23 protein-coding genes are annotated in these 21,643 nt (G+C 63.4%); 15 read left to right on the forward strand and 8 right to left on the reverse strand.

Annotated features, from left to right (window positions below; translation table 11 throughout):
• Window positions 1-61 precede the first annotated feature (61 nt).
• Window positions 62-823, forward strand: a complete 762-nt coding sequence (locus FHW64_RS33910) for a GntR family transcriptional regulator (protein ID WP_184533852.1) — start codon at window positions 62-64, stop codon at window positions 821-823.
• Window positions 824-1,021: 198 nt separating this feature from the next.
• Here the strand turns inward: FHW64_RS33910 and FHW64_RS33915 are convergent, their stop codons facing one another.
• Together FHW64_RS33915 and FHW64_RS33920 are read right to left on the reverse strand one after the other, a co-directional pair.
• Window positions 1,022-1,420 carry a RidA family protein gene (locus FHW64_RS33915; protein ID WP_184533853.1) on the reverse strand — a complete coding sequence of 133 codons (399 nt, stop codon included), beginning with the start codon at window positions 1,418-1,420 and terminating at the stop codon, window positions 1,022-1,024.
• A gap of 24 nt (window positions 1,421-1,444) precedes the next feature.
• On the reverse strand, window positions 1,445-2,041 hold the full coding sequence (locus FHW64_RS33920; RefSeq protein WP_184533855.1) for a nitroreductase: 597 nt from the start codon (window positions 2,039-2,041) through the stop codon (window positions 1,445-1,447).
• A gap of 80 nt (window positions 2,042-2,121) precedes the next feature.
• Here FHW64_RS33920 and FHW64_RS33925 point away from each other — a divergent pair, with 80 nt between their 5' ends.
• The 10 genes from FHW64_RS33925 (at window position 2,122) to hemC (ending at window position 12,435) form a co-directional block, all read left to right on the forward strand.
• Complete coding sequence (locus FHW64_RS33925) at window positions 2,122-3,174, forward strand: extracellular solute-binding protein (protein WP_184533857.1); 1,053 nt, start codon at window positions 2,122-2,124, stop codon at window positions 3,172-3,174.
• 8 nt (window positions 3,175-3,182) lie between these two features.
• On the forward strand, window positions 3,183-4,001 hold the full coding sequence (locus tag FHW64_RS33930; protein ID WP_184533859.1) for an alpha/beta fold hydrolase: 819 nt from the start codon (window positions 3,183-3,185) through the stop codon (window positions 3,999-4,001).
• 58 nt (window positions 4,002-4,059) lie between these two features.
• Window positions 4,060-5,166, forward strand: a complete 1,107-nt coding sequence (locus tag FHW64_RS33935) for an amidohydrolase family protein (protein WP_184533861.1) — start codon at window positions 4,060-4,062, stop codon at window positions 5,164-5,166.
• Entirely contained in the window at window positions 5,163-6,485 is a 1,323-nt protein-coding gene (locus tag FHW64_RS33940) for an amidohydrolase family protein (RefSeq protein WP_184533862.1), read from the forward strand. Before FHW64_RS33935 ends, FHW64_RS33940 begins: the two co-directional genes overlap by 4 nt.
• Before the next feature lie 8 nt (window positions 6,486-6,493).
• Window positions 6,494-7,498, forward strand: coding sequence for a PDR/VanB family oxidoreductase (locus FHW64_RS33945; RefSeq protein WP_184533863.1), 1,005 nt, complete (start codon window positions 6,494-6,496; stop codon window positions 7,496-7,498).
• 109 nt (window positions 7,499-7,607) lie between these two features.
• Window positions 7,608-8,396: a fumarylacetoacetate hydrolase family protein gene (locus FHW64_RS33950; RefSeq protein ID WP_184533864.1), complete on the forward strand. Its 789-nt coding sequence runs from the start codon at window positions 7,608-7,610 to the stop codon at window positions 8,394-8,396.
• Entirely contained in the window at window positions 8,393-9,370 is a 978-nt protein-coding gene (locus FHW64_RS33955) for a tripartite tricarboxylate transporter substrate binding protein (RefSeq protein ID WP_184533865.1), read from the forward strand. Before FHW64_RS33950 ends, FHW64_RS33955 begins: the two co-directional genes overlap by 4 nt.
• A gap of 139 nt (window positions 9,371-9,509) precedes the next feature.
• On the forward strand, window positions 9,510-10,481 hold the full coding sequence (locus FHW64_RS33960; protein ID WP_184533866.1) for a tripartite tricarboxylate transporter substrate-binding protein: 972 nt from the start codon (window positions 9,510-9,512) through the stop codon (window positions 10,479-10,481).
• 26 nt (window positions 10,482-10,507) lie between these two features.
• Window positions 10,508-11,515: an isopenicillin N synthase family oxygenase gene (locus FHW64_RS33965; RefSeq protein ID WP_184533867.1), complete on the forward strand. Its 1,008-nt coding sequence runs from the start codon at window positions 10,508-10,510 to the stop codon at window positions 11,513-11,515.
• Window positions 11,512-12,435, forward strand: a complete 924-nt coding sequence (hemC, locus tag FHW64_RS33970; protein WP_311733434.1) for a hydroxymethylbilane synthase — start codon at window positions 11,512-11,514, stop codon at window positions 12,433-12,435. The genes FHW64_RS33965 and hemC overlap by 4 nt, the downstream gene beginning before the upstream one ends.
• A 15-nt stretch (window positions 12,436-12,450) precedes the next feature.
• Here the strand turns inward: hemC and FHW64_RS33975 are convergent, their stop codons facing one another.
• On the reverse strand, window positions 12,451-13,041 hold the full coding sequence (locus FHW64_RS33975; RefSeq protein WP_184533869.1) for a nitroreductase family protein: 591 nt from the start codon (window positions 13,039-13,041) through the stop codon (window positions 12,451-12,453).
• 205 nt (window positions 13,042-13,246) lie between these two features.
• Between FHW64_RS33975 and FHW64_RS33980 the strand changes: the two genes are divergently transcribed.
• Together FHW64_RS33980 and FHW64_RS33985 are read left to right on the forward strand one after the other, a co-directional pair.
• Window positions 13,247-14,293, forward strand: coding sequence for a TauD/TfdA family dioxygenase (locus FHW64_RS33980; protein ID WP_184533871.1), 1,047 nt, complete (start codon window positions 13,247-13,249; stop codon window positions 14,291-14,293).
• 43 nt (window positions 14,294-14,336) lie between these two features.
• Complete coding sequence (locus FHW64_RS33985; protein ID WP_184533873.1) at window positions 14,337-15,311, forward strand: tripartite tricarboxylate transporter substrate binding protein; 975 nt, start codon at window positions 14,337-14,339, stop codon at window positions 15,309-15,311.
• 338 nt (window positions 15,312-15,649) lie between these two features.
• On the opposite strand, the gene FHW64_RS33990 is transcribed toward FHW64_RS33985, so the two are convergent.
• Entirely contained in the window at window positions 15,650-16,570 is a 921-nt protein-coding gene (locus FHW64_RS33990) for a patatin-like phospholipase family protein (protein ID WP_184533875.1), read from the reverse strand.
• 57 nt (window positions 16,571-16,627) lie between these two features.
• Window positions 16,628-17,440 carry an SDR family oxidoreductase gene (locus FHW64_RS33995; protein ID WP_184533882.1) on the reverse strand — a complete coding sequence of 271 codons (813 nt, stop codon included), beginning with the start codon at window positions 17,438-17,440 and terminating at the stop codon, window positions 16,628-16,630.
• A gap of 122 nt (window positions 17,441-17,562) precedes the next feature.
• Between FHW64_RS33995 and FHW64_RS34000 the strand changes: the two genes are divergently transcribed.
• Both FHW64_RS34000 and FHW64_RS34005 read left to right on the forward strand, forming a co-directional pair.
• Entirely contained in the window at window positions 17,563-18,513 is a 951-nt protein-coding gene (locus FHW64_RS34000; protein WP_311733435.1) for an AraC family transcriptional regulator, read from the forward strand.
• 3 nt (window positions 18,514-18,516) lie between these two features.
• On the forward strand, window positions 18,517-19,497 hold the full coding sequence (locus FHW64_RS34005; protein WP_221210637.1) for a LysR substrate-binding domain-containing protein: 981 nt from the start codon (window positions 18,517-18,519) through the stop codon (window positions 19,495-19,497).
• 18 nt (window positions 19,498-19,515) lie between these two features.
• Here the strand turns inward: FHW64_RS34005 and FHW64_RS34010 are convergent, their stop codons facing one another.
• From FHW64_RS34010 to FHW64_RS34020, 3 genes are read right to left on the reverse strand one after another with little or no spacing between them, the layout of a single operon-like run.
• On the reverse strand, window positions 19,516-20,166 hold the full coding sequence (locus tag FHW64_RS34010) for a flavin reductase family protein (RefSeq protein WP_184533886.1): 651 nt from the start codon (window positions 20,164-20,166) through the stop codon (window positions 19,516-19,518).
• A gap of 3 nt (window positions 20,167-20,169) precedes the next feature.
• Entirely contained in the window at window positions 20,170-20,901 is a 732-nt protein-coding gene (locus tag FHW64_RS34015; RefSeq protein ID WP_184533888.1) for an ABC transporter ATP-binding protein, read from the reverse strand.
• Complete coding sequence (locus tag FHW64_RS34020; RefSeq protein ID WP_184533890.1) at window positions 20,898-21,641, reverse strand: ABC transporter ATP-binding protein; 744 nt, start codon at window positions 21,639-21,641, stop codon at window positions 20,898-20,900. The genes FHW64_RS34015 and FHW64_RS34020 overlap by 4 nt, the downstream gene beginning before the upstream one ends.
• Window positions 21,642-21,643: the final 2 nt, after the last annotated feature.

The following is a 21,643-nucleotide window of genomic DNA, read 5'->3' on the forward strand; positions in this document are numbered from 1 at the left end:
CGATAGACTCGCTGGGCACCCTTATCAGTCCCCACTGCGGCAAGCAAGTCGCACACGTACCATGAGCAAATCCACGGAAGCCGATCGTGTCTTTAGCGGCATTGTCACGGACATCCTTGCCGGTGCGATTCGACCTCGTGATCGGCTTTCCGAGCGCGAATTGGTATCCCGTTTCGGTGTGAGCCGAACGCCCGTTCGAGAGGCAACGAAGCGGTTGCTGGAGCGTGGCTTCGTCGAGACCGGCCCAAGGGGGGTGGCCGTTGTCGTGGATATCAGCCTGGAAGATCTGCGTCAGCTCTACGCGCTGCGCCTGCAGCTGGAGAGTACGGCCGCGCGAGAGATCGTGGCGCACATCACGCCGGCGGAAATTGATGCCCTCAAGCAGATCAACAAGGAGTTCAAACTTGCCCTCGAGCAGCGCGATCTCGTAAGGATGCTCGAGGTTCGCGCGGACTTTCACGCTACTCTGAGCGGCGCCACGCGCAATCGATGGCTCCAGGAGGTGCTGGTCATGCTGCGCGACAAGGCCTATGTCGTTCGCCATTACCATTGGCAGGATTTCGGTCGTGCTTCCGCAACGCTGGACACCCATCAGCAGATGATCAAGGCGCTCGAGCGCCGGGATGTTGCCGGTTTCGTGCAACTCGTTTGCCAGCAAATCAGTGCCGCAATCTCAACCTACGAGAATCGTCTCCAGGTCCCATCCTGGAGCGTGTCCACTAATTCGCGGCCCGCTCCGGCTGTGGCATCGCCCAAGCGAACGTCGAACCACGGTGCGGCGAAGCCGGCGAAAAAGGTCGCGCGCGGGAAGGCCGCGGCGTAAGCCCTCCGGGCGCACGAGCGTCTCTCGAACTCGGCGCGCCGCATTCTTCAAATGTCTGGGCCTGCAGGTGCGGCCCGGGTGCACACCCACGGTGTACCTTGGCTCGCTTGCGAGGATGCGGCCTTTTGCTTCTGTCTGCTGGCGAACGCCGGGCCGTGCGGGTGCTACCGCGTCCCCCGTGCAGCCCGCCCGCATCGCTCAAAGCGCGGCAGTCGCCTGGAACTCAATGAGTAGTCCAGGATCTGCGAGGTGGTTGACCTCCACGATCGTGCTGGTTGGCAGCCTGTCCTTGAAGAATTCCATCCGCGCTGCCACGATCTCCTTGAACTGCCGCACATCCGTCGTGTAGACCACGAGGGAGACGATGTCCTCGAGGGAGCCGCCGGCTGCCTCCAGCACGGTGCGCATGTTCCGGATGCACTGGCGCGTCTGTTCGGCCATGTCTCCGGCACCGACCAGCTTGCCCTGGCCGTCCCGTGCCAGCTGCCCTGAAAGGAAGATCAGGGACGAGGGGTTGTCGACGCGAATGTAGTGGTGATAGACGGTCTTGCGTACATTGGCAAGGCTGGGGGGATCGCCGCGGGTGATTTCGCTCATGTTCAGTCCTTTCTAGGTAGGGATTCAGTCTTCGTTGATCCAGCGGACCACGCGATCCAACTGGGTATGGGGCCGCGGGGGAATTGGCCGTTGCGGATTCGGGTAGCCCACGTTAATTACCCCGACTACACGTGCGCCAGGGTCGTTCAGGCCGACCAGGGCCGCAACTTCGGGTGACTCTGCCAACGCGCCGGTGGTGAGCAGTGAGCCGACTCCGGCGTCCGCGAGCGCCAGCAGGAAGTTCTGGACCGCTGCGGCGGTCGCGAACTCCTCCTCGCGGAGGATCACGCGTGGGTTGTCCTGTGTGGGCACGCACGCCACAACAACGTTGATCGGTGCGTCATTAGCGCGCTGCGCGGCCCGCATCACATCCCGTTCCATGCGTCGCGCCGCGCCTTGATAAGCGCTTTGCAGGCGGTGGCGCGACTCGCACGTGATGACGAAGAAGCGCCAGGGCGCGGTCCGATGATGGTTGGGGGCCAGCACCGCGGAGGCGAGCGCGCGCTCGATCACGTCACGGGGTACAGGTTCGTCGAGATAGGAATAGACCGAGCGGCGGCGCTGCGCGAGTTCGCCGAAAGAGGCGGGTGCCGGCGGGTTCGGATTGACATAGTCGGTCATAGAGTTCAGGATATCTAATTGGTATGCCAATCATACATACCAAATATCGGAACTGTCTACTTCATGACGAGGATCCCACCATGAACATGAATGCCCGCCTGCCGCGATCGACCATCGCGCTCGCAGCAGCCCTTGCCCTTCACTGCACAGCCGATGCCGGAGAGGTTGTGCTCGCCACGTGGGGAGGAACTTGGGGCAAGGCGATCGCCGAACAGGCCATCGCACCCTTCGAGAAGGCGACCGGAGTGAAGGTGAAGGTCATCTCCGGGGTATCTCTCGCGAACATCCAAATGCTCTCGGCTCAGCGCGCCAGCCCGAAGATCGATCTCGTGATGGCGACATCTCAGGACGCCGTCACCGCCTACGACGATGGCTTGCTGGCCACGCTCGATTCCAAGGAAATCCCCGTGTTGGCGACATTGCCCCCCAATGGACTGCGGCGCGATGCGAATGGTGCGATCAAGTTCGCGGGCATGTGGGTCTACCCCTACGGCATCGTCTACCGCACTGACAAGGTCAAGAACGAGGTCAAGTGCTGGAAGGACCTCTGGCGGCAGGACTTGCGCAACAAGGTCGCCGTCTCTTCCCCCAAATACATGAACGGCTACTTCCTGCTCATGGCGAACAAGCTCGCCGGTGGCACGGAAGCGGATGTCAGGCCCGGGCTGGATCTCGTGAAGACGATGGGCCAGAACCTGGTGGCCGTGGTGGATGACTCCGCCGGACAGCAGCGTCTTCTGGCGCAGCAGGAAGTATGGGCAGTGCCGATGGTGTCGAGCGCTGCCTACAAGATGATCGATGAGGGCGTGCCGGCAAAGTTCACCATTCCCTGCGAGGGCGCGCCCGCGGGCATGGATGTCGTCGCCTTGGTGAAGAACGGGCCCAATGCGCAGGACGCAAAGAAGTTCATCGACTTCTACCTGAGCCCGCAGATCATCGCCAACGTCACGCGTGAACTGAAGATCACGCCCGTCAATCGAGACGCGAAGATCGATGCCGAGCACGCGCGCTACACGCTCTCGGACGCGCAATTCCAGAAGTTGGTCGTCTTCGATGAGCAGGCGACGGCGACGGGCCGCGCGAAGTGGCAGGACACGTGGGATCGTGAGATCGCTCACATGACTCGTCGATGAGGCCGGCCATGCCTCACGTCATCGCCAACGGGGTGCGGACCTTCTACCGCACGATGGGGGACGGCCCGCCCCTGCTGCTGATTGCCGGCAACGGCATGGGCCACACGACATTCGACGAGCAGTTGCCGGCCTTCGCGCGGCACTTCCGCTGCATCGTCTACGACCTGCGCGGCATCGGCGCTAGCGATGTGCCCGATTCCGGCTACACGCCGGCCGAGATGGCAAAGGACGCATGGGGGCTGCTGTCGGCCTTGGACATCACGGAAGTTCACCTGGCCGGCTACTCGCTCGGTGGCGCGATCGCGCAGGAGATGACCTTGGGCCAGCCGGCGCGAGTGCTCTCGCTGTCACTGTATGCGAGCTACGAGCGGCCGTTGCCCTACATGCGACTGCGCTACGACATCCTGGTCAAGGTCGTGGAGGAGGCTACCCCCGAGCTGTGGGCGATGTACAGCGCGTTCTCCGCGTTCGGACCGGAGTTCATCAATGCACACCACCAGGCACTTCGCGAGGAGATCGCGAAGCGCATCGCCCGTTGGGAACGAGGGGATGCTCCGTCGCGAGTGGGTCTGGCCGGTCACTACCGGGCCATCCTGGCACATGACACGGCCGACCGCCTTCACGGCATCGCCTGCCCGACCTGGATCGCGGTGGGATCCAACGATGCAGTGACGCCGAGCGTTCACTCGCAGCGCATGCACCAGCTCATTCCCGCATCCGGTCTGCGTGTCTTCGAAGGCAAGCCGCATCGCCTGCTCAACTTCGAGGCGGAGGAATTCACCGGCTGCGCGCTCGATTTTCTTCTGCAGCAGAAGAAACGTGCTTGATTGGCATACCATTAAGGTATATAGTTAATTCCGTCATCCACCACGAAATCTGACAACCATGGACGAAATCATCATTTCCTCGGACTCCCACGTTTTCGAGCCGACCGATCTCTGGAAGAAGACCTTGGGCGACCGCTTTGGCGACAAGGTCCCGCATGGCGTGAGCCAGTTCGAGGGGCACGAGGGCAACTTCTTCTACGTAGGGCGGCCCGGCGAGGCGGCGCGCCTGGAAGAACTGGTATCCGATGACGGCAAGGACCGTCGCCTGGACGATTTGGCCAAGGCGGGTGCAGATCCGGTCTATCGCCTGCAACTCATGGACAAGGATGGCATCCACGCCGAAGTTCTGAACCCGACGTGGGGCCTGTGGATCCCGCGGATGGCCGATGGCGCCGCTCGCAACGCTTGCGCGGAGGTCTTCAACGACTGGATCCAAGAGTACTGCTCCGAGAACCTGAAGCGGCTGCTGGCGGTGGCGATGATCCCGATCGTGGACGTCGACTGGGCCGTGAAGGAACTGGATCGCGTCGTGAAGCGTGGCGCGCGCGCCATCATGATCGGCACCAATCCCGTTGACGGCGCCGCCCCGTACCGCGATCGGAAGTACGACCGCTTCTGGGCCGCCGCTCAGGAAGCGGAGCTTCCTGTCACGCTGCATATCGTGACCGGCCGCGTGCGCGATCCGTTCACGCTTCACGGCGACAAGGAGCGCGAGGATGTCCCTGCCAGCTTCCTGGATCTGTTCTACGAAGCGCAGCCCGCGCTTGCCAATGAGTTCATCTTCGGCGGCATCTTCGACCGGTTCCCGCGCCTGAAGATCTTCCTGTCCGAATACGACGCGTCCTGGCTGCCGATCCTGAAGTACCGCCTGAACCGCATCCAGACCTTCCCGGGCTTCGATCACCTCCAGAAGAAGCCTGCGAGTCGCTACATCGAAGAAAACATCTACGCCGGCATCATCAATGACCCGCTTGCCGCAAAGCTGCGCAACGAGATCGGCATCGATCGGATCATGTGGGGCTCAGACTTCCCGCATCCCCCGTGCCCGTATCCCAACACCACGCAGAACATCGACCGGATCCTGAGTGATCTCTCGCCGGAAGATCGCTTCAAGGTGGTGGCGGGCAATGCGGCCAGGCTCTTCAAGATCGACCTGCCGCGATGAGCAAGATCTTTGAAATCGCGGGCTGCACCCTGATCGACGGTACCGGGCGTGAACCGCTGCGCGACGCGACGCTGCGCGCAGTCGACGGGCGGATCACAGCGGTGTGGACGGGTGAAGACCGCCCGCCGGCCGCGCGCTGCCCCGCAGACGAGTTCGTGCAGGCCGGTGGCCGCACGGTGCTCCCCGGTCTCATCGATTCGCACTGCCACATCTCCTATGGCGAGGGGAAGACAGCGGAGGAGGTCGACATTTACGGCGGCGCTGAATGGGCGGCCGTGCGGGCGGTATGGAATGCCCAGAAGGTGCTGCATAGCGGCTTCACATCGTTCTGCGATCCGGGATCGACCTGGAACGTTGCAGTGACATGCCGGGATGCGATCAACAACGGCATGTTCGACGGGCCGCGCATCTTCGCCGCAGGACGTCACATCAGTGCCGACGGCGGGTTCGCTGACTACTTCCCAGGTTGGCTTGGCATGCCGGTGTCCGCCGAAGGGGTGCTCTGCCCAACGCCCGATTCGATGCGAAGCGAGGTCAGGCGACAGGTCAAGAACCGCGTCGATCTCATCAAGATCAGCGGCGACAGCCAGGCGCAGGACTCGCGCCCCGATGCCGGCCCCTGTTTCACGGCCGACGAGATGGCCTGCATTGTCCAGACCGCGCACGGTCTGGGCCGCAAGGTGACGATCCATTCGCGATACGCGAAGACCGTCGCCGCCGCCGCGCGCGCGGGGGTGGACTGGGTCATTCACGCCTCCTACATGGACGCCGCAGACATCGGTCTGCTCAGGGATCTGCAGATTCCGGTCTGTCCCACCATGACCTACACCGCGAACATCGTGCAGCACGGTCGCGAGGTGGGCGTCGATCCAAACTACATCGAAGTCAAAAAGCGCGAGCTCGATTCGCTCGTGAAGGTGCACCGGCGTTCGATCGAGGCCGGCATTCCGATGATGGCCGGATCGGAGGCGGGCTTCTCCGTGACGCCTTACGGTCTATGGCACGCCCGTGAGATCGAGTTGATGGTCGAACTACTCGGCATGAGTCCACTCATGGCGATCAGCACGGGTACCTACAACAACGCCAAGGCGTTCGGCTGGGACAACGACGTCGGGAGTCTCCAACCAGGGCGGTGGGCTGATCTGCTGCTGCTCGAGTCGGACCCGCTACAGGACATCCGCGTGCTGGGATCGCGCCGCAGCATCGCTGCAATCTACAAGGGTGGTGAACGCGTCGAAAAGCCCGATGCGCCGGCTGTGCGGCGCAGGCTCGGCCATGAGCGCTCGCTCGCGGTGTCCACCCTTCCTCTCACTCGATAGGCAAATCCATGGAAGTCGTCGAACTCGACTCGTCGCGTACGGACGAGAAGAAGGCAGTGTGGCTGCATGCCGTAGTCGTCGCTGCCGAGACCGTGGCGTCCGACATCCTGCTGCTTCGATTGGAGTCGCCGAATGACGAGGTGCTTGCGGCTTACGAACCGGGTGCACACGTCGCCATCCAATGCGGTACCGAGGCCGTGCGGCACTATTCGCTCACGGGCCCGGGACGAGAATCCGGCGTCTACGAGCTTGGCATCAAGCTCGCGCCCGAGGGGACGGGAGGAAGCCGCTGGCTCTTCGAGCACGCGACACCGGGAACGCGCATCGCGCTTTCCGTTCCGCGCAACCACTTTCCGCTGGTCGATGGAGCGGGCCCCTTCCTCTTCATCAGCGGGGGGATCGGCATTACGCCGATCATCTCGATGCTGTATGCACTCAAGGCACGCGGCGTGCGGGCCCGCCTGGTGCATCTCTGCCGTGACCCCGCATCGCTTGGGTTTGGTGCATGGCTCTCGGAGCTAGCGAGCTTCCATCAGATTCATGTGCACCATGACTCGCAAGCCACGGCACTCTACGATCTCGAAGCCGAGATCTGGCAAGCGCCAGAAGGCGCGCATGTCTACTGCTGCGGGCCCTCGGGCCTGATGGATGCGGTGCGCGAAGTCGGCGAGGCCGCTGGGTTGACCGAGCGATTGCACTTCGAGTTTTTTGAGGCGCCGGTGACCACTCGCGACATTTCGCAGGATGCGGAATTCACAGTGGTGCAGCACAGCACGGGGCGCGAGATTCCTGTCGCGCCTACCCAGACCATGCTTGGTGCCATCCGCGAAGCCGGCATCGTCATGAAGAGCGAGTGCGAGTACGGCGTGTGCGGCTGGTGCGCCGTCGACGTGGTGGACGGCATGCCGGCGCACTTCGACTCATACCTCACCGACGCAGAGAAGCGCGCCAACAAGCTGGTGCTTCCCTGTGTGTCGCGCTGCAAAAGCGCGCGCATCACGCTGGACATTTAAGAGGACACGAAAAATGCGACTTGCCACATTCGAAACGATCCAATCCCCCGGGCGCGCTCGGGTTGGCGCTCTCCGCGCGGGCCGACTCCTTGAACTGGACGTCGGTTCCATGAAGGCGCTGCTCGGCCGCGGCCCGGAGGCCTTGCAGGAGCTGGCCGGACAGCTCGAAAGTATTCAGGCTCCAACGCACGCACTCTCGGATGTGCGCTTTCTGCCTCCGGTGCCCGATGCAGCCAAGTTCCTCTGCGTGGGCAAGAACTACCGCAGCCATCTGGAGGAGCTCAAGCGCACCGATCTCATCAAGGAACTGCCACAGGAGCCCACGGGTTTCGTGAAGCTTAACGACTGCCTTACCGGCCATGACCGTGATGTCGTACGCCCGCCCACCGTGACACATCTCGACTACGAGCCGGAGATGGTGTTTGTCATTGGCAAACCGGCCTATCAGATCAAGCCGGAAAACGCGCTTTCCTACGTTGCCGGCATCACGATTCTGAACGACCTGACCTGCCGCGATACCCAGAAGCGCGAGGTCGCTTCTGGCTCGCGGTTCTGGACCGCGAAGAACGCACCTGGCTTTGGGCCTTTGGGACCGTTCATCATCACGATGGATGAGGTTGCCGATCCCTATGACATCTGGGTTACCTGCAGCGTGAACGGCGAGCAGCGCATGCGCGTCAACACGAACGAGCAGATCTGGCGCCTGGCACGCATCATCGAGCACTTCTCCCGGCTGGTCCCGCTGGAAGTTGGCGACATGTTCTCCACGGGCGCGCCGGGTGGAGTCGCCGTCGGGAAGGCCAATGCAGAGGCTCTGTTCCTCAAGCCCGGCGACGTCGTCGAGTGCGCCTTCGAGTCGCCAGCGATGGTGCTGCGCAACCGGATCGTGGCGCCATGAGCCGGCATCGCAAGTCGGGCAGCACCTCGCGCCGCGCGTTCATTGCTGCCACGGCGGCCAGTCTGGTGGTCGCCGCTCCGTGGGCGCGCGCGCAGCAAGGCTTTCCTGGAAGAACGGTGACGCTGCTTGTCCCTTTCCCGCCGGGCGGTGGCGCCGACACGCTGTCCCGCATCCTTGCGCCGTCTCTTGGAAGGACCTGGCATCAGTCCGTCGTGGTCGACAACCGACCCGGTGCGAGCGGCAAGATCGGCGCGTCCGCCGTGGCGCGTGGGACCGCGGATGGCCATATGCTGCTGATGGCGTCGACCGGCGCGATCGACGAGAGCAATTCCGCCACGCTCGCGCCGGTGGCTCTGGTCTCCGCATCGCCATACATCGCCGTGGTGCACCCGTCCCTCGGAATCAAGAGCGTTCGCGACCTGATCGCACGTGCAAAGTCCCAGCCAGGCAAGCTCTCCTTCGGGTCGTCCGGCGAGGGCTCTGCTTCCCAGCTTACCGTGGAACTCTTCAAGCAGATGGCTGGCGTGGACATGCTGCACGTGCCGTACAAGGGCACCGGCCAAGCCGTGACGGACCTGTTGGCCGGCACCATCCAGCTCATGTTTGCACCAGGACAGGCGGTGCTTCCCCATGTTGCATCCGGAAAACTGGTGGCCATCGCCGTCACGAGTGCCCAGCGTGCCCGGGCTGCACCGGCGCTGCCGACCATCGCGGAATCGGGCGTGCCTGGATACGCGGCCTCGGGCTGGTTTGGACTTTTTGCGCCGGCTTCGACGCCTGGACCGGTTGTCAATCGAATCTCGGACGATGTGAACGCGCTCATGCAGACGCCGGAGATCATCGACGCGATGCTCAAAGTGGGGGCTGAGCCCGCTCTGGGCAAGCCGGCGCAGTTCGCCCACTTCGTACAGGAAGAGCTGGCGAAGTGGAGCCGCCTGGAGGCCCAGCTGGCAGCTAGGCAAAACCCACGTTGACAAGGTGCCGGATGTGTCCTCGAATAGATCGGCGTGCGCAGTCGGTATGCCGTCGGATGGAATAGACATCAAACGTGTGGGACACATTGGTCTACTTCCTGCTTCCGATCCTATTAATTACCCCACGAAGCTGAAGACCATGCAAATCGACTCCACGCGACGCGCGCTCGTCGCCTTCGCCGCTACGCTTCCGTTCGGCCTCGTGCATGCGCAGGACGACGGCATGCTTCGCTTCGTTGTGCCGTTCGCCGCCGGCTCGACGATCGACGCGATTGCACGCCTGTTCGCGAACAAGCTTCCGGAAGTCTCCAACAGGTACAAGGTCGTCGTTGTCGACAATCGCGTCGGCGCCGCCGGGATCATCGGCACTTCCTTCGTCGCCAAGGCCAAGCCCGATGGCCGAACCATCCTCATTCAGGCGAACGGCCTCACCACGACTCCGTCAGTGCGGGACGACCTGCCATATGACCTGCAGAAGGACCTGACGCCCATCACCCTCATCGGTGTTGCGCCTTATGCACTGGTCGTGCCGGGCAACTCGCCCGCGAAGTCGCTGACGGACCTCTTCGACCAGGCCCGCCAGGCGAAGCAACCCGTCACCTTCGGTACCAGCGGGTCGGGCAGTCAGAGCGAGTTCGTCATCGCGCAAGTGGCCAAGACCGCCAAGGTCGAGTTTCTCAAGGTGCCCTTCAAGGGGCAGGCAGACATCATGCTCGCAGTGATGGGTGGGACGGTCCAGTTGGCAATGATCAACATGCCCTCGGCGGTCAAGCAGGCCCACGATGGCAAGGTGCGGATCCTCGCCACGATGACAGACCGCCGCACCGCAGCGACACCGGATGTACCCACGCTCGCCGAGGCTGGCGTGCCGGGCATCAACGAGGGTGCCTGGTATGGCTTGATGACCGCCGCTGGGACGCCTCAGGCCATCGTGGAGGCCATGACGAAAGACTTCCAGGCGGTGCTCGCCCTGCCGGATGTCCGCAACCGGCTGGCTGACCTGGGGATTGACGTCGTGGGCAATACGCCCGCGCAATTCAACGAACGGCTAAGTGCCGAACTCGTGCGCTACAAGCGAATCGCAAAAGAAGAGAACATGAAGGCCGATTGAATCGGCAGATATTCGGAGACCTTTCCATGAGTATGTCCACCGCTACCCGAAACACCCAGAAGATCGCCGTCGTCGACCTGACCGACCTGCGCAGCAACGATCCGGTCGTGCGTCGCCGACTTGGAGAGGAAGTGGCGCGTGCCTGCAGCGAGGTTGGCTTCTTCTACATCGTCAACCACGGCATTCCCGAGGTGCAGATGGCGCGCATGTTCGAGCTTGCCGAAGAGTTCTTTCGCTTGCCCCAGCAGCAAAAGCTCGAGCTTTCGATGGCAAACAACAATGCCTATCGGGGCTACCTCCCGATGAAGACCACGGGCGGCGACCCCGCGATGAAGGGCCTGCTTCTGGAGAGCTTTCATGTGTGGCAATCCGGCTCGCCCGGGGACGGACAGGATGCTGCCGTAGTGCAAAACCCTTGGCCCGTATCCATGCCGTCGATGCAGGAAGAAGTGCTGGACTACTGCGCGCGCGTGAGCGACCTCGCTCGAGGTCTGCTTCGCGTGGCTGCGTTGGGCATCGGCCTTCCGGAGGACACGTTCCTGCGCTACTTCGACGATCCCCTGTCGCTGCTGCGCCTGATTCACTACCCCCCGCAGGAGCCGTCCGAGGCCGAGGGCCGCTTCGGCACGAGGCCGCACACGGACAACTGCGCGTTCACGATCCTCGCGCAGGACGAGACCGGCGGCCTGGAGATTCTTGGCGAAGGGGGTGAATGGTTGGGCGTGCCACCACTCGAAGGAAGCTATGTCATCAACCTCGGCGAGGTCATGAAGATCTGGACCGGGGGAATGTTCATGGCGACTCCACATCGCGTCATCAACCGGTCTGGTCGGGAGCGCTTTTCGATTCCGTTCTTCATGAATCCAACGCGTGACGCGGTGATTCGTCCAATTCTCGAGCGGGCCGCCTCAGGCAAGGCAGAGCCGGTGTTCCATACGACCGTCGGCATCGAGGAAGGCCTGACAAGTGAGGAGATCCTCATGCGGCTCTACAGGCGCATCTGGCCTTCGCGGGCGGGGCAGTTGGTCAGTTGAGCGCCGCGAGGCCGCTGGTCATTGCCACGCGCGGAAGTCCGCTTGCGCTGTGGCAGGCCGAGGAGGTGCGCCGGCGCCTGGAGCGCCTAGGGCATGCGGCACGCCTGGAGCGAATCGTGACGAGCGGCGATCGCATCCTTGATCGGACCCTTGACAAGATCGGCGGCAAAGGGCTTTTCACCAAGGAGATCGAGATCGCGTTGGCCGAGGGGCGTGCCGATCTCGCGGTGCACTCCCTCAAGGATGTGCCGATGGCGATGCCGGACGGATGGACGCTCGCGGCGGTCCTCGAACGCGGCGACCCCCGCGACGCCCTAGTCTCCGCGAGTGGCGCAGCGCTTGAGGCGCTGCGGCCAAATGCCCGAGTAGGCACATCGAGCCTGCGGCGCGCCATGTTGCTTGGGCGACTGCGGCCCGATCTGGAGATCACCTTTCTTCGAGGAAATATCGACGGCCGTCTCGCCAAACTGGATCGGGGCGACTTCGATGCGGTAGTCCTGGCCTTGGCGGGACTGCGCCGCTTGGGACTCGAAAGCCGGGTGACCGAGATCTTTCAGACCGATCGGATGCTGCCCGCTGTCGGTCAAGGTGCAATCGGTATCGAGATCGCCACCGATCGAACCGACATTGCACAGAGGCTCGCGCCGCTGGTCCATGTTGAGACGACGCAATGCGTCACAGCGGAAAGGACCGTGGGCCACGAGATGCGCGCCGGTTGCTCGCAACCCTTTGCTGCTCACGCATGGCGTGAAGATGGATGGCTGACGCTCCGGGCCATTTCGGGTGAGCCAGGCTGCGCCACTCCTGTGCAGGGTCAGGCTAGCGCAAGACTGGCGCTCACCGACCTACAGGGAGCGGTGGCCTTGGGTCGCGAAGTGGCTCGACAACTGCACGCCGCTGCTATCTCGTCGGCGCCCTGAGGTTGCAGAAAGTGCCTAGCGCCAGTGCACGACGCCCGAAATGTCGGGGCGTGGCCGCTTGAACAACTCGCGGGTAGTGTCCCGGTAACCGACCTGAAGCACGCCAATCACGCGGCCCGAGACGATGCCGGCGGCTCTCTCCACCTCCCTTGAGACCTGAAGGGGGGACGAACTCAGCGCCGACGCGAGATGCATGGAGGTCAATGCCAGCATCAGGTTCTGGGTGGCCGCCGCTGAGGCGAACTCCTCCTCCAGCGGGCGGACCCTGGGGTGCCGGACGTCGGGGACGCAGCCGATCACGACCGTGACTGGTGCATCGAATGCGCGGGATCGTGCCCGCAAAGGATGCCATCCCATACGCATTGCCGCCTTCTCGTAAGCTGCTGCGAGCTCGTTGCGCGCGCTGCCGGCGAAGACCGTGAAGCGCCAGGGCCGCGTGTTGAAGTGACTTGGGGCGAAGACCGCCAGCTCCAGGGCTTGTTCCAGCAGATGCCTTGGCACGTCTCGGTCTTCAAAGAAATAGACGGTGCGGCGGCGGCGGACGATGTCCTCGAAAGTGGAGGGCAGCGTGGTCGAGTGGACAGCTTCGTCGGCGGCAATGTTCATCGGATGCTCCTGATATGGCGTAAAAAAGTACCGTAATGGTATACCAAATAACTTGAAAGAATGGCCCTTCGATGAGTTGACGATGCCATATATGTAGCCCACAATGGCATACCAAATAAACGAAGCGAGGGCCGCGCCACAGGGTGCCCGAAAAATGCAAGCGTGTGCCCGCACGAGACTGGATCACCTCAACACTGGAGTAACCATGGAAGTTCTAAAGGAAGCAATTCGTGATGCGAGTGCCTGGAAGGGCAGTGACTTTCGCTCGAAGGAGGACATCACGCTGCATTTCGAGACCGAACATCTCGATGAGATCGATGCAACTCTCAAGACGGCGCGAGATGCCGGTCTGGGGTTGGACACGCTGGAGCGCCGGCACTTCGAGTTGCCCCGCACAACCGCATTCCTTCAAGACGCACGTGAGGAGCTTCGAAGCGGGCGAGGTATCGCGATCCTGCGCGGCATTGATGCCAGCCGCTACAGCGTGCCTGAACTGGAGATGATCTATTGGGGCATCGGCACGCACTTCGGCGTGGGTGTTTCCCAAAGCGTGCTCGGCGATCGGCTAGGACACGTCAAGGACACGACAGCCACGGATCCCCATGCGCGCGCATACCGCAACAAGCAGGAGCTGACTCCGCACACGGACACCTCCGACATCGTCGGCCTCATGTGCGTGCGCACTGCGCGTCACGGTGGGGTGTCCATTGCGTCTAGCGTGGCTGCGGTGCATAACGTGCTCCTGGAGCGATTTCCTCAGTATCTCGAGCCGCTGTACGAAGGCTTCCCGTACCACCGTCGCGGCGAGAACCTGCCGGGCGAGGCGCCGATCACTCCGCACCGCATTCCCGTCTTCTCCTACGTGCAGGGGCAACTGAGCACGCGATACGCGCGCTCGTACATCGAAACTGCCGCGCGGGAAAGCGGCAAGCCGTTGAATCAACTACAGATCGATGCACTGAACTGCCTCGAGCAGTTGACGTATGAAGTCGCTTTTGAATTCCAGCTGGACCCGGGCGAGATCTATCTGCTGAACAACTACGCGGTATTGCATGCGCGCACGGCGTTCGAGAACTGGCCCGAACCTGAGCGCGCGCGGCTCTTGCTGCGACTGTGGTTGACCGCTGACGACTGGCGACATCTCGATCCACGTATCGAAGCAACGCGTGGCGGAATTTCGGCGCAGGCAGGAAAGCTGCCTTCGTTCGAACGCGCCTTCGGTTCGGGCCGGATCGCGACCCAGTCCAAGTAAGGATTCGCGTGCCCCGATCCCAAGTTAAAAGAAGGAGTTCCCCATGAGAGTGAAACGCGTCTTCAGCGTCTTGGTTGCACTCGTTGTGGCCTTGGGCGCACCCGTCGGCGCCGTCGCCCAGACCTATCCCAGCAAGCCAGTGACGATGATCAATCCCTTCGCAGCGGGCGGCTCGCTCGACATCATGGCGCGCCTGCTGGCCGAGCAGCTCTCGCAACAATTGGGTCAGCCGGTGCTGGTGGAGAACCGGCCTGGTGCCGGAAGCGCCATCGGTACCGCTGTGGTCGCGCACGCGCGCCCCGACGGATACACCTTGCTGATCACTGCAGGCAACATCGTGTCGGCACAAGCGCTGGGAGCGCCGGTCAACTATGACTGGAGAAAGGACTTCGTTCCGATCACGTTGCTTGGAACGATCGCGCAGGTCGTCGCGGTGCCGGAAAACTCACCTGCCAAGAGTATGAAGGATCTGGTAACTCTAGCGAGGTCTAGTCCTGGCGGGTACAGCATTGGCTCACTGGGCGTGGGCAGCGGCGGGCACATCAATGGCAAGCGGCTGGAGCAAGTCACGGGGATCACGCTCACGGACATTCCGTTCAAGGGAATGGCGGAAACGATGACCGCGCTCGCCGGCGGACACATCCAGCTCGCCTTTGGCAATCTGCCGGAAGTGCTGACGTATCAGCGCGGCGGCCGTATTCGACCCATTGCGGTGGCGATGCCTACGCGGTCGGAACTGGCCCCGGACCTTCCGACCCTGGCTGAGGCGGGCTACCCCAGCGTGGCCATTGTTCCTTGGTATGGTGTGCTCGCGCCTGCCGGTACTGCGCCGGATGTACTGGCGAAGCTGCAGAAGGCTTTTGTGGCAGCCTTGGGAAATCCAGCCCTCGCTGCACGCCTGAAGGAGATGGCTATCACGCCGGTCGGGAGTTCGCCTGAAGCGTTCCGGCAGCAGCTCGAGTCCGATCATGCGATGTATGTCAGTATCGGCAAGGAGATGGGTATCAGCTTGAAGTAGGAGAGTGCTATGTGTCGCGCGAAGGAATGAGCTTGGGCTATCCGACGGGAATCGGGTTCCAGGCTGATAAAGGGCACCCCGCCGCTTTGGATTGAGCTGCCGAATAGCCGCAGTGCAGCGAGACCGGCCGAAGAGGAGGACAGGGTGGATGGGCGGGTCAGTGCCCTTTCCGGTCGGGGCAAGCGTAAAGAGAACGACTGGTTACTGACATCAAGTGATCCCATCAAGCTGGTAGTTTTTTGCGCCTGCACACGCTGCGCATCGATGCCCGAGAGTGGCTCGAAGAATCCATCCGTGGCAATCGACAATGCGATCGGGCGCCCCTTGTCGACACGGACTCACTGCAGAGCGGTGCTCTCGGACTTCCCTGTGCCGCGGCCGTCTAGTAGGTCGAGGATTGTGGGAATTGCAGCCCGCGCCATCGTGTATCCGGCGAGGATCGCATCGTCGCGTTGCGTGATGCTCTTCATGTCCTTCACGCTAATGCTGGGCGCGATGACAACATCCGCTTCAGCCGTCTCGGCGTGACTCACCAGACAGGTCTGCGTTTGGGCCACCTTGGTGAGCGTTGTGAGGAACGACATTCCGGATGCACGCGGGCTATTGCAGTAGATGTCCACGCCAATCACCACGTCAGCGCCCAGCGCCCGCGCGAAGCGCACTGGAACCAGACTCGAGATTCCGCCATCGACGAGCGGACCATGCGGCGAATCCACCGGCTGCATGGCGCCTGGCACAGCCGCCGACGCGCGCACGGCCATTCCTGCGTCGCCGCCGTCGAGGAGAAGGGGCTCACCGCTATCGATGGCCGCGGCCACCGCTCCGAAGCGGCGTGGCATCGATTCGATAGGCCGCGTCATCGATGAGACCCATCGGGTCAGGGCATCGCCACGCATGAAGGAGGCTGAGCTGATGTGCCAGTCCGTCAGGCTTGCTACATCGAGGTTTTCTGCCAGATTCCTGATCTCCGCCGGGCTCTTGCCGCTGGAATACAGTGCGCCGATGACAGCACCTACGGAAGTGCCCGCCACGACCTCGATGTCGATCCCGGCTTCGTCGAGCGCCTGAAGTACGCCAACGTGGGCATAGCCGCGCAACCCGCCGCCGCCCAGCGCAAGGCCCACCACCGGGCGGGAAGAAGGCGCCTTGGCCTTGCGCAGAGTATCTCCGCGCACTTCCTCCAGCGTACGTACCGAAGCTGCTTCGGCGGCCTTCGTCTCATGAAGCGAACCGCATCCCGCAATCAATGCGGCCGCCAAGGCGACGACCGAGCACGCGAATCCGTTGGGTAGCTTCATTTGCGTTTCGGCGAGGCATCAAGCCTTCGCGCGAAGCATCGACCGCATAGCGGCAAGGAACTGCTCATCCGTGCTGTTCCAGCGCGCGTTGGCAAGGTGGTCGCTGTCCGGGCCGGCGGGGAAGCGCAGTCTTTCCGTCTCGTCGGTTGCCGCGGCGAAGACCGCTGCCGCGACCTGGTCCGCGACAGTCACGGCGCCCGGGCTTTCGAACTGCGCCAGCAGTTGTCCGGCATAGGCCTGGTAAGGCGCGGAGACGAGCCCGTTCATGCGTTCCATGCCGTTGGCGGAGAACGCCGTTCCCGGACCGTAGCCCGGCTCGACGAGCCGCACACGGATGCCCAGCGAGTCGAGCTCGAAGAACAGTGATTCGGTGAAGCCTTCGATGGCCCACTTGCTCGCGGCGTACGGCGCGACCATCGGCATGCCTGCGAAACAGACGCTGGAGGTCACATTGATGATCGTGCCCTCGCCGCGCTCGCGCATGTGCGGAATGACGGCCTGCGTCATCGCCATCGTCCCGAAGGTGTTCGTCTCGAAGATCTCGCGGATGGTCTTCCTGGGCGTGACCTCGAAAGCCGAGAGCAGGCCGATGCCGGCGTTGTTCACCAGCACGTCGATCTTGCCGAAGGCGGCAATGCTGTGGCGGATGGCGTGGTCGATGCTGGCATCGTCGGTCACGTCGAGCTGGACCACGCGCAGGCGGTCGTGTCCGGACATGCCGGGATCGGGCTGGCGCATCGTGGCGATGACCTTCCACCCCTGCTCCAGGAAGTGCTCCGCAGTTGCCTTGCCATAGCCCGAAGAGCAGCCTGTGATCAGTACGGTTTTCATGTTCGATCCTTCAAGGAGATAAATGGACAGTCGATGGAAGGGACCGATGCTAGGAGGCTTGACCAAGACGATCAATGGCGTTTAGTCTTTCAATCATGCGAGATCGTCTAAACGCTGACCCATTGGCCGCCATCGTTGCCTTGCTCCGTCCACAGACCGTCCTGTCGAAGTTCGTCAGCGGTTCGGGCAGTTGGGCTGTGCAGTACCCCAACTATGGCCAGCCCAGTTTTGCCCTCATGCTGGAGGGCTCCTGCTGGCTCGCCCTCGAATCCAACGAACCCTTCCTGATGGAGCCCGGCGACTACGTGCTTATGCCGGCCACGCCCGGCTTCCGGATGGGGAGCGACCTCGAGGCGCTGGAGCGGCCCACCATGCGCATCGCCGAGGCCACCCCGGCCCGCGAGGTCCGGCACGGCATCCAGGAAGACGAGGCGGCCGTGCGAATGCTGGGCGGGTACTTCGTCTTCGACCCGACGAACGCACCGCTGCTGGTTGGCCTGCTGCCGGCCGTGGTCCACATCAAGGCCGACGATCCCGGCGCGGAGCGACTGACGTGGATCGCCCGCGCCATCGGCGAAGAGAGCTCGACGCAACGGGCGGGCGGCGACGCCATCCTGACGCGGCTCGTCGAGGTCATGCTGATCGAGGCCTTGCGCTGGCGCCCGGTGCACGAGGACGCTGCCGCCCCGCTCGGCGGTCTTCTCGCGGGACTGGCAGATGTCCGCATGGCGAAGGCGCTTCGGCTCATCCACGAGGACGTGGCGCGCCGCTGGACGATCGAGGGCCTCGCGGACGAGCTGGGCATGTCGCGCGCCGCATTTGCCGCCCGCTTCATGCAGGTGATGGGCGTGCCGCCCATGGAATACGTCTTGCGTTGGCGCATGGCCCTGGCGAAGGACATGCTGTGGCACGACGGTCTCTCGCTCGGGGAAGTCGCGCATGGCATCGGCTACCAGTCGGCGAGCGCCTTCAGCGCGGCCTTCAGCCGATCGGTGGGCGTCTCGCCGAGCGCGTTTGCGCGCGCAGGGCGCGTCGATGCCTTGCCGACGACCCAGAACCAGACCGGAGCTTGACCCATGAACGAACGCATCAATGCCAGACCGATCTCCACGATCAACCTGAGTCGAAAGCTCAAGCTGAGCCAGATGATGGTGTTCGCGCGGGTGCTCGACACCGGATCGTTCATTCGCGCCGCCAATGAGCTTGGATTGACGCAGCCCGCCATCTCGAAGGCCATCTTCGAACTCGAGTCGTTCTTCGATGAAGAACTGTTCAACCGATCGAACCGCGGCGTCACACCCACCGAGTTCGGACTCATGCTCGGCCGCCGCGTGCGATCGCTGATCGCGGAGCTTCGCTTCATGACCGACGAGGTCCACGCATTCCGCAAAGGCGACACGGGGCACCTCATCGTCGGAACGCTGATCGCGGCTTCGGCCGTCCTGCTTCCGAGAGCGATTGCGCAATTGCAGGACGAGGCACCCGGCGTGCTCGTCACGATCCAGGAGGGGACTGCGGCGCAGCTGTTTCCAAAGCTCATGACGGGCGAGATCGACATCGTCGTCGGGCGCCTGCCCGAGCGGGATTCGCAGCTCTACACCTCGCTTCCGATCAGGCATGAGGAGCTCTACGGCGAAGAGTTCAGCGTGGTCTGCGGTACGGACCACCCGCTTGCCGGACGAGAGGATGTGGCCGTCGCCGAGCTCGCGGACGCCGCATGGATCTTCCCCTTGCCGGAGTCCCCCGCCCGGATGGCGGCCGAGAAGATGTTCCACGACGCGGGCATCCCGGTGCCAATACCGAGGGTCGAGTCGCTGTCCCTGCTCGCCAACCTGGGGCTGATGCTTCACAGCGACCTGCTTTCATTCATGCCGCGTGCCGCAGCGGTTCAATTGATGAGGGTCGGCAGCCTGTCGATTCTTTCGATGCCCGCGATGCACAACGCGGGGCGCGTCGGGTTCTCGATCAGGGCGGACAAGGATCTTGCGCCGTCCTGCAAGCGATTCCTGATGTGCCTCAGGCGGGCCGCCGTCGACCTGACCCAGGTTTCGGAGTGACGCGCCGACTTCGCACGGCTACTCCCTCGGTGCGCCGACCGAAGGCAGGAAGGTTGGAACCCGCAGTTGAACGCGATCGGTGGTTCGCACGTAGTTGGGGCCGCCCAGCCGCCCGTAAGGGGCAAATCGGTCGACGTGAACGCGCATGCGGTCTTCGTCGAGCAGTTCGTCCCTGAAGGCCATCGAAACGATCTCCCCGAAGACCAGCGTCCGGTGCTCCGAGAACTCGATGGTCCTGAAAAGCTCGCACTCCCAGGAGATCGGTGCCTCTGCGATCCTCGGTACCCGTACGATCTTGCTGGGTGCGAGGTCCAGGCCGACGGCCTGCGGCTCCGACACGCGCGCGGGGTAGTCGGTGGCGCAACGGGCCATGCGCTCCGCGATCGACTCGTCCACCATGTTCACGACGAACTCTTTCCGGTCGAGGATGTTGATCAGCGTGTCCTTCCTCTCGCGTGGCCGATGGCTTTCTTCTCCGTACCGGTCGATCGCGATGACGAACAGCGGCGGCTCTTCTCCCATGTAGTTGAATGCGCTGAAGGGGGCGGCATTGCACAGGCCGTCTGCGCCGAGCGAGGTCACCAGGGCGATCGGACGCGGCCCGATGCTGCCCGTGATGAGCCAGTACTTCTGCATGTTGCCGAGGTGCGCCATCGAGACGTGCTTCATCGTTCACACCCCGATGTAGCGCTGCCAGAGCTGCGGGTCGGACGAAAGCTGCCCGGAGGAGCCTTGCCACGCGACCTGCCCGCGTTCCACGATCGTGTGCCGGTCCGCGATCTTGACGAGCCTGTCGACGTACTTGTCGATCACCAGCACGGTCTGCCCGGCAGCCCTCAGGAGTTCGAGGCAGCGCCAGATCTCTTCGCGAATGAGCGGAGCCAGGCCTTCGGTCGCCTCGTCGAGTATGAGCAGGCGCGGATTGGTCATCAGCGCGCGCCCGATCGCGAGCATCTGCTGCTCGCCACCGGAGAGCTGGTTGCCCATGTTCTTCTCGCGCTCTCGCAAGCGGGGAAAGATCGCGTAGATCCGGTCGAGCGTCCATCGATCGCCGTCTGCGCCACGGCCCCATGACTTGGCGCCGGCGCGCGCGAATGCGACTAGGTTCTCCCTGACCGAGAGATTGGGGAAGATCTGCCGCCCCTCGGGCACGAGCGCGATGCCGAGCCGGCCCACCTTGTCCGCGGACAGTTTGTCGATGCGCTCGCCGAGGAAGCGGACCGCGCCGCCACGGCAAGGCGTGAGGCCGAAGATGCTGCGCACCGTGGTCGTCTTGCCCATGCCGTTGCGCCCGAGCAGCGTGTGCATCTCGCCGGCCTCGATGTCGAGTGACACACCGAACAGCACCTGGCTGTCGCCGTAGAAGGTCTGCAGCGCTTCCACTTCGAGAATGCTGTTGCTCATGCCGTGGCCTCCTCGCCGAGATAGGCTTTCCGAACCTCGGGGCTGACGCGAATCTCGTTGGGGGAACCCGATGCGATCACGCGTCCGTAGACGAGCACCGAGATGCGATCGGCCAACCGGAACACGGCGTCCATGTCGTGCTCGACGAGCAGCATGGTGACCTCGCCGCGCAGTGCTTCCAGCAGTGCCACCATTTCCAGCGACTCGTCGGGGCCCATTCCCGCCATCGGTTCGTCGAGCACCAGCAGCTTGGGGCTGGTGGCGAGGGCAATGCCGAGTTCGAGCTGCCGCTGTTCCCCGTGCGCGATGCTGCCCGCGAGGTCGTCGGCGCGCTTCGCCAGCCCGATCCGCTCGAGCACCGCGAGCGCTTCGTCGAAGATCTGGCGCTCGCGGCGAGCCGCGCTGAAGAAGGAATAGCTGGAGCCGCTGCGTGCCTGCACCGCCAGCGCGACGTTGTCGAGCACCGAGAAGTTCCGGAAGGTGTTGGTGATCTGGTAGGAGCGTGCCAGGCCGAGGCGCACCCGGTCGTGCATCGACATGTGCGTCACGTCGCGCCCGTCGAAGGTGATGCTGCCGGCGTTCGAGCGCAAGGTGCCCGAAATCTGGTGCAGCAAGGTCGTCTTGCCGGCGCCGTTCGGTCCGATCAACGCATGGATGTCGCCGGCCTGAACCGCGAGATTCGCATGGTCGGTCGCCACGAGGCCGCCGAAGCGCTTGACCAGGTTCTGGATCTTGAGCATGG

Origin of the sequence: Variovorax sp. Sphag1AA, assembly GCF_014192575.1 — a bacterium.
In the GTDB taxonomy this organism is placed as follows: Bacteria; Pseudomonadota; Gammaproteobacteria; order Burkholderiales; family Burkholderiaceae_C; genus Variovorax.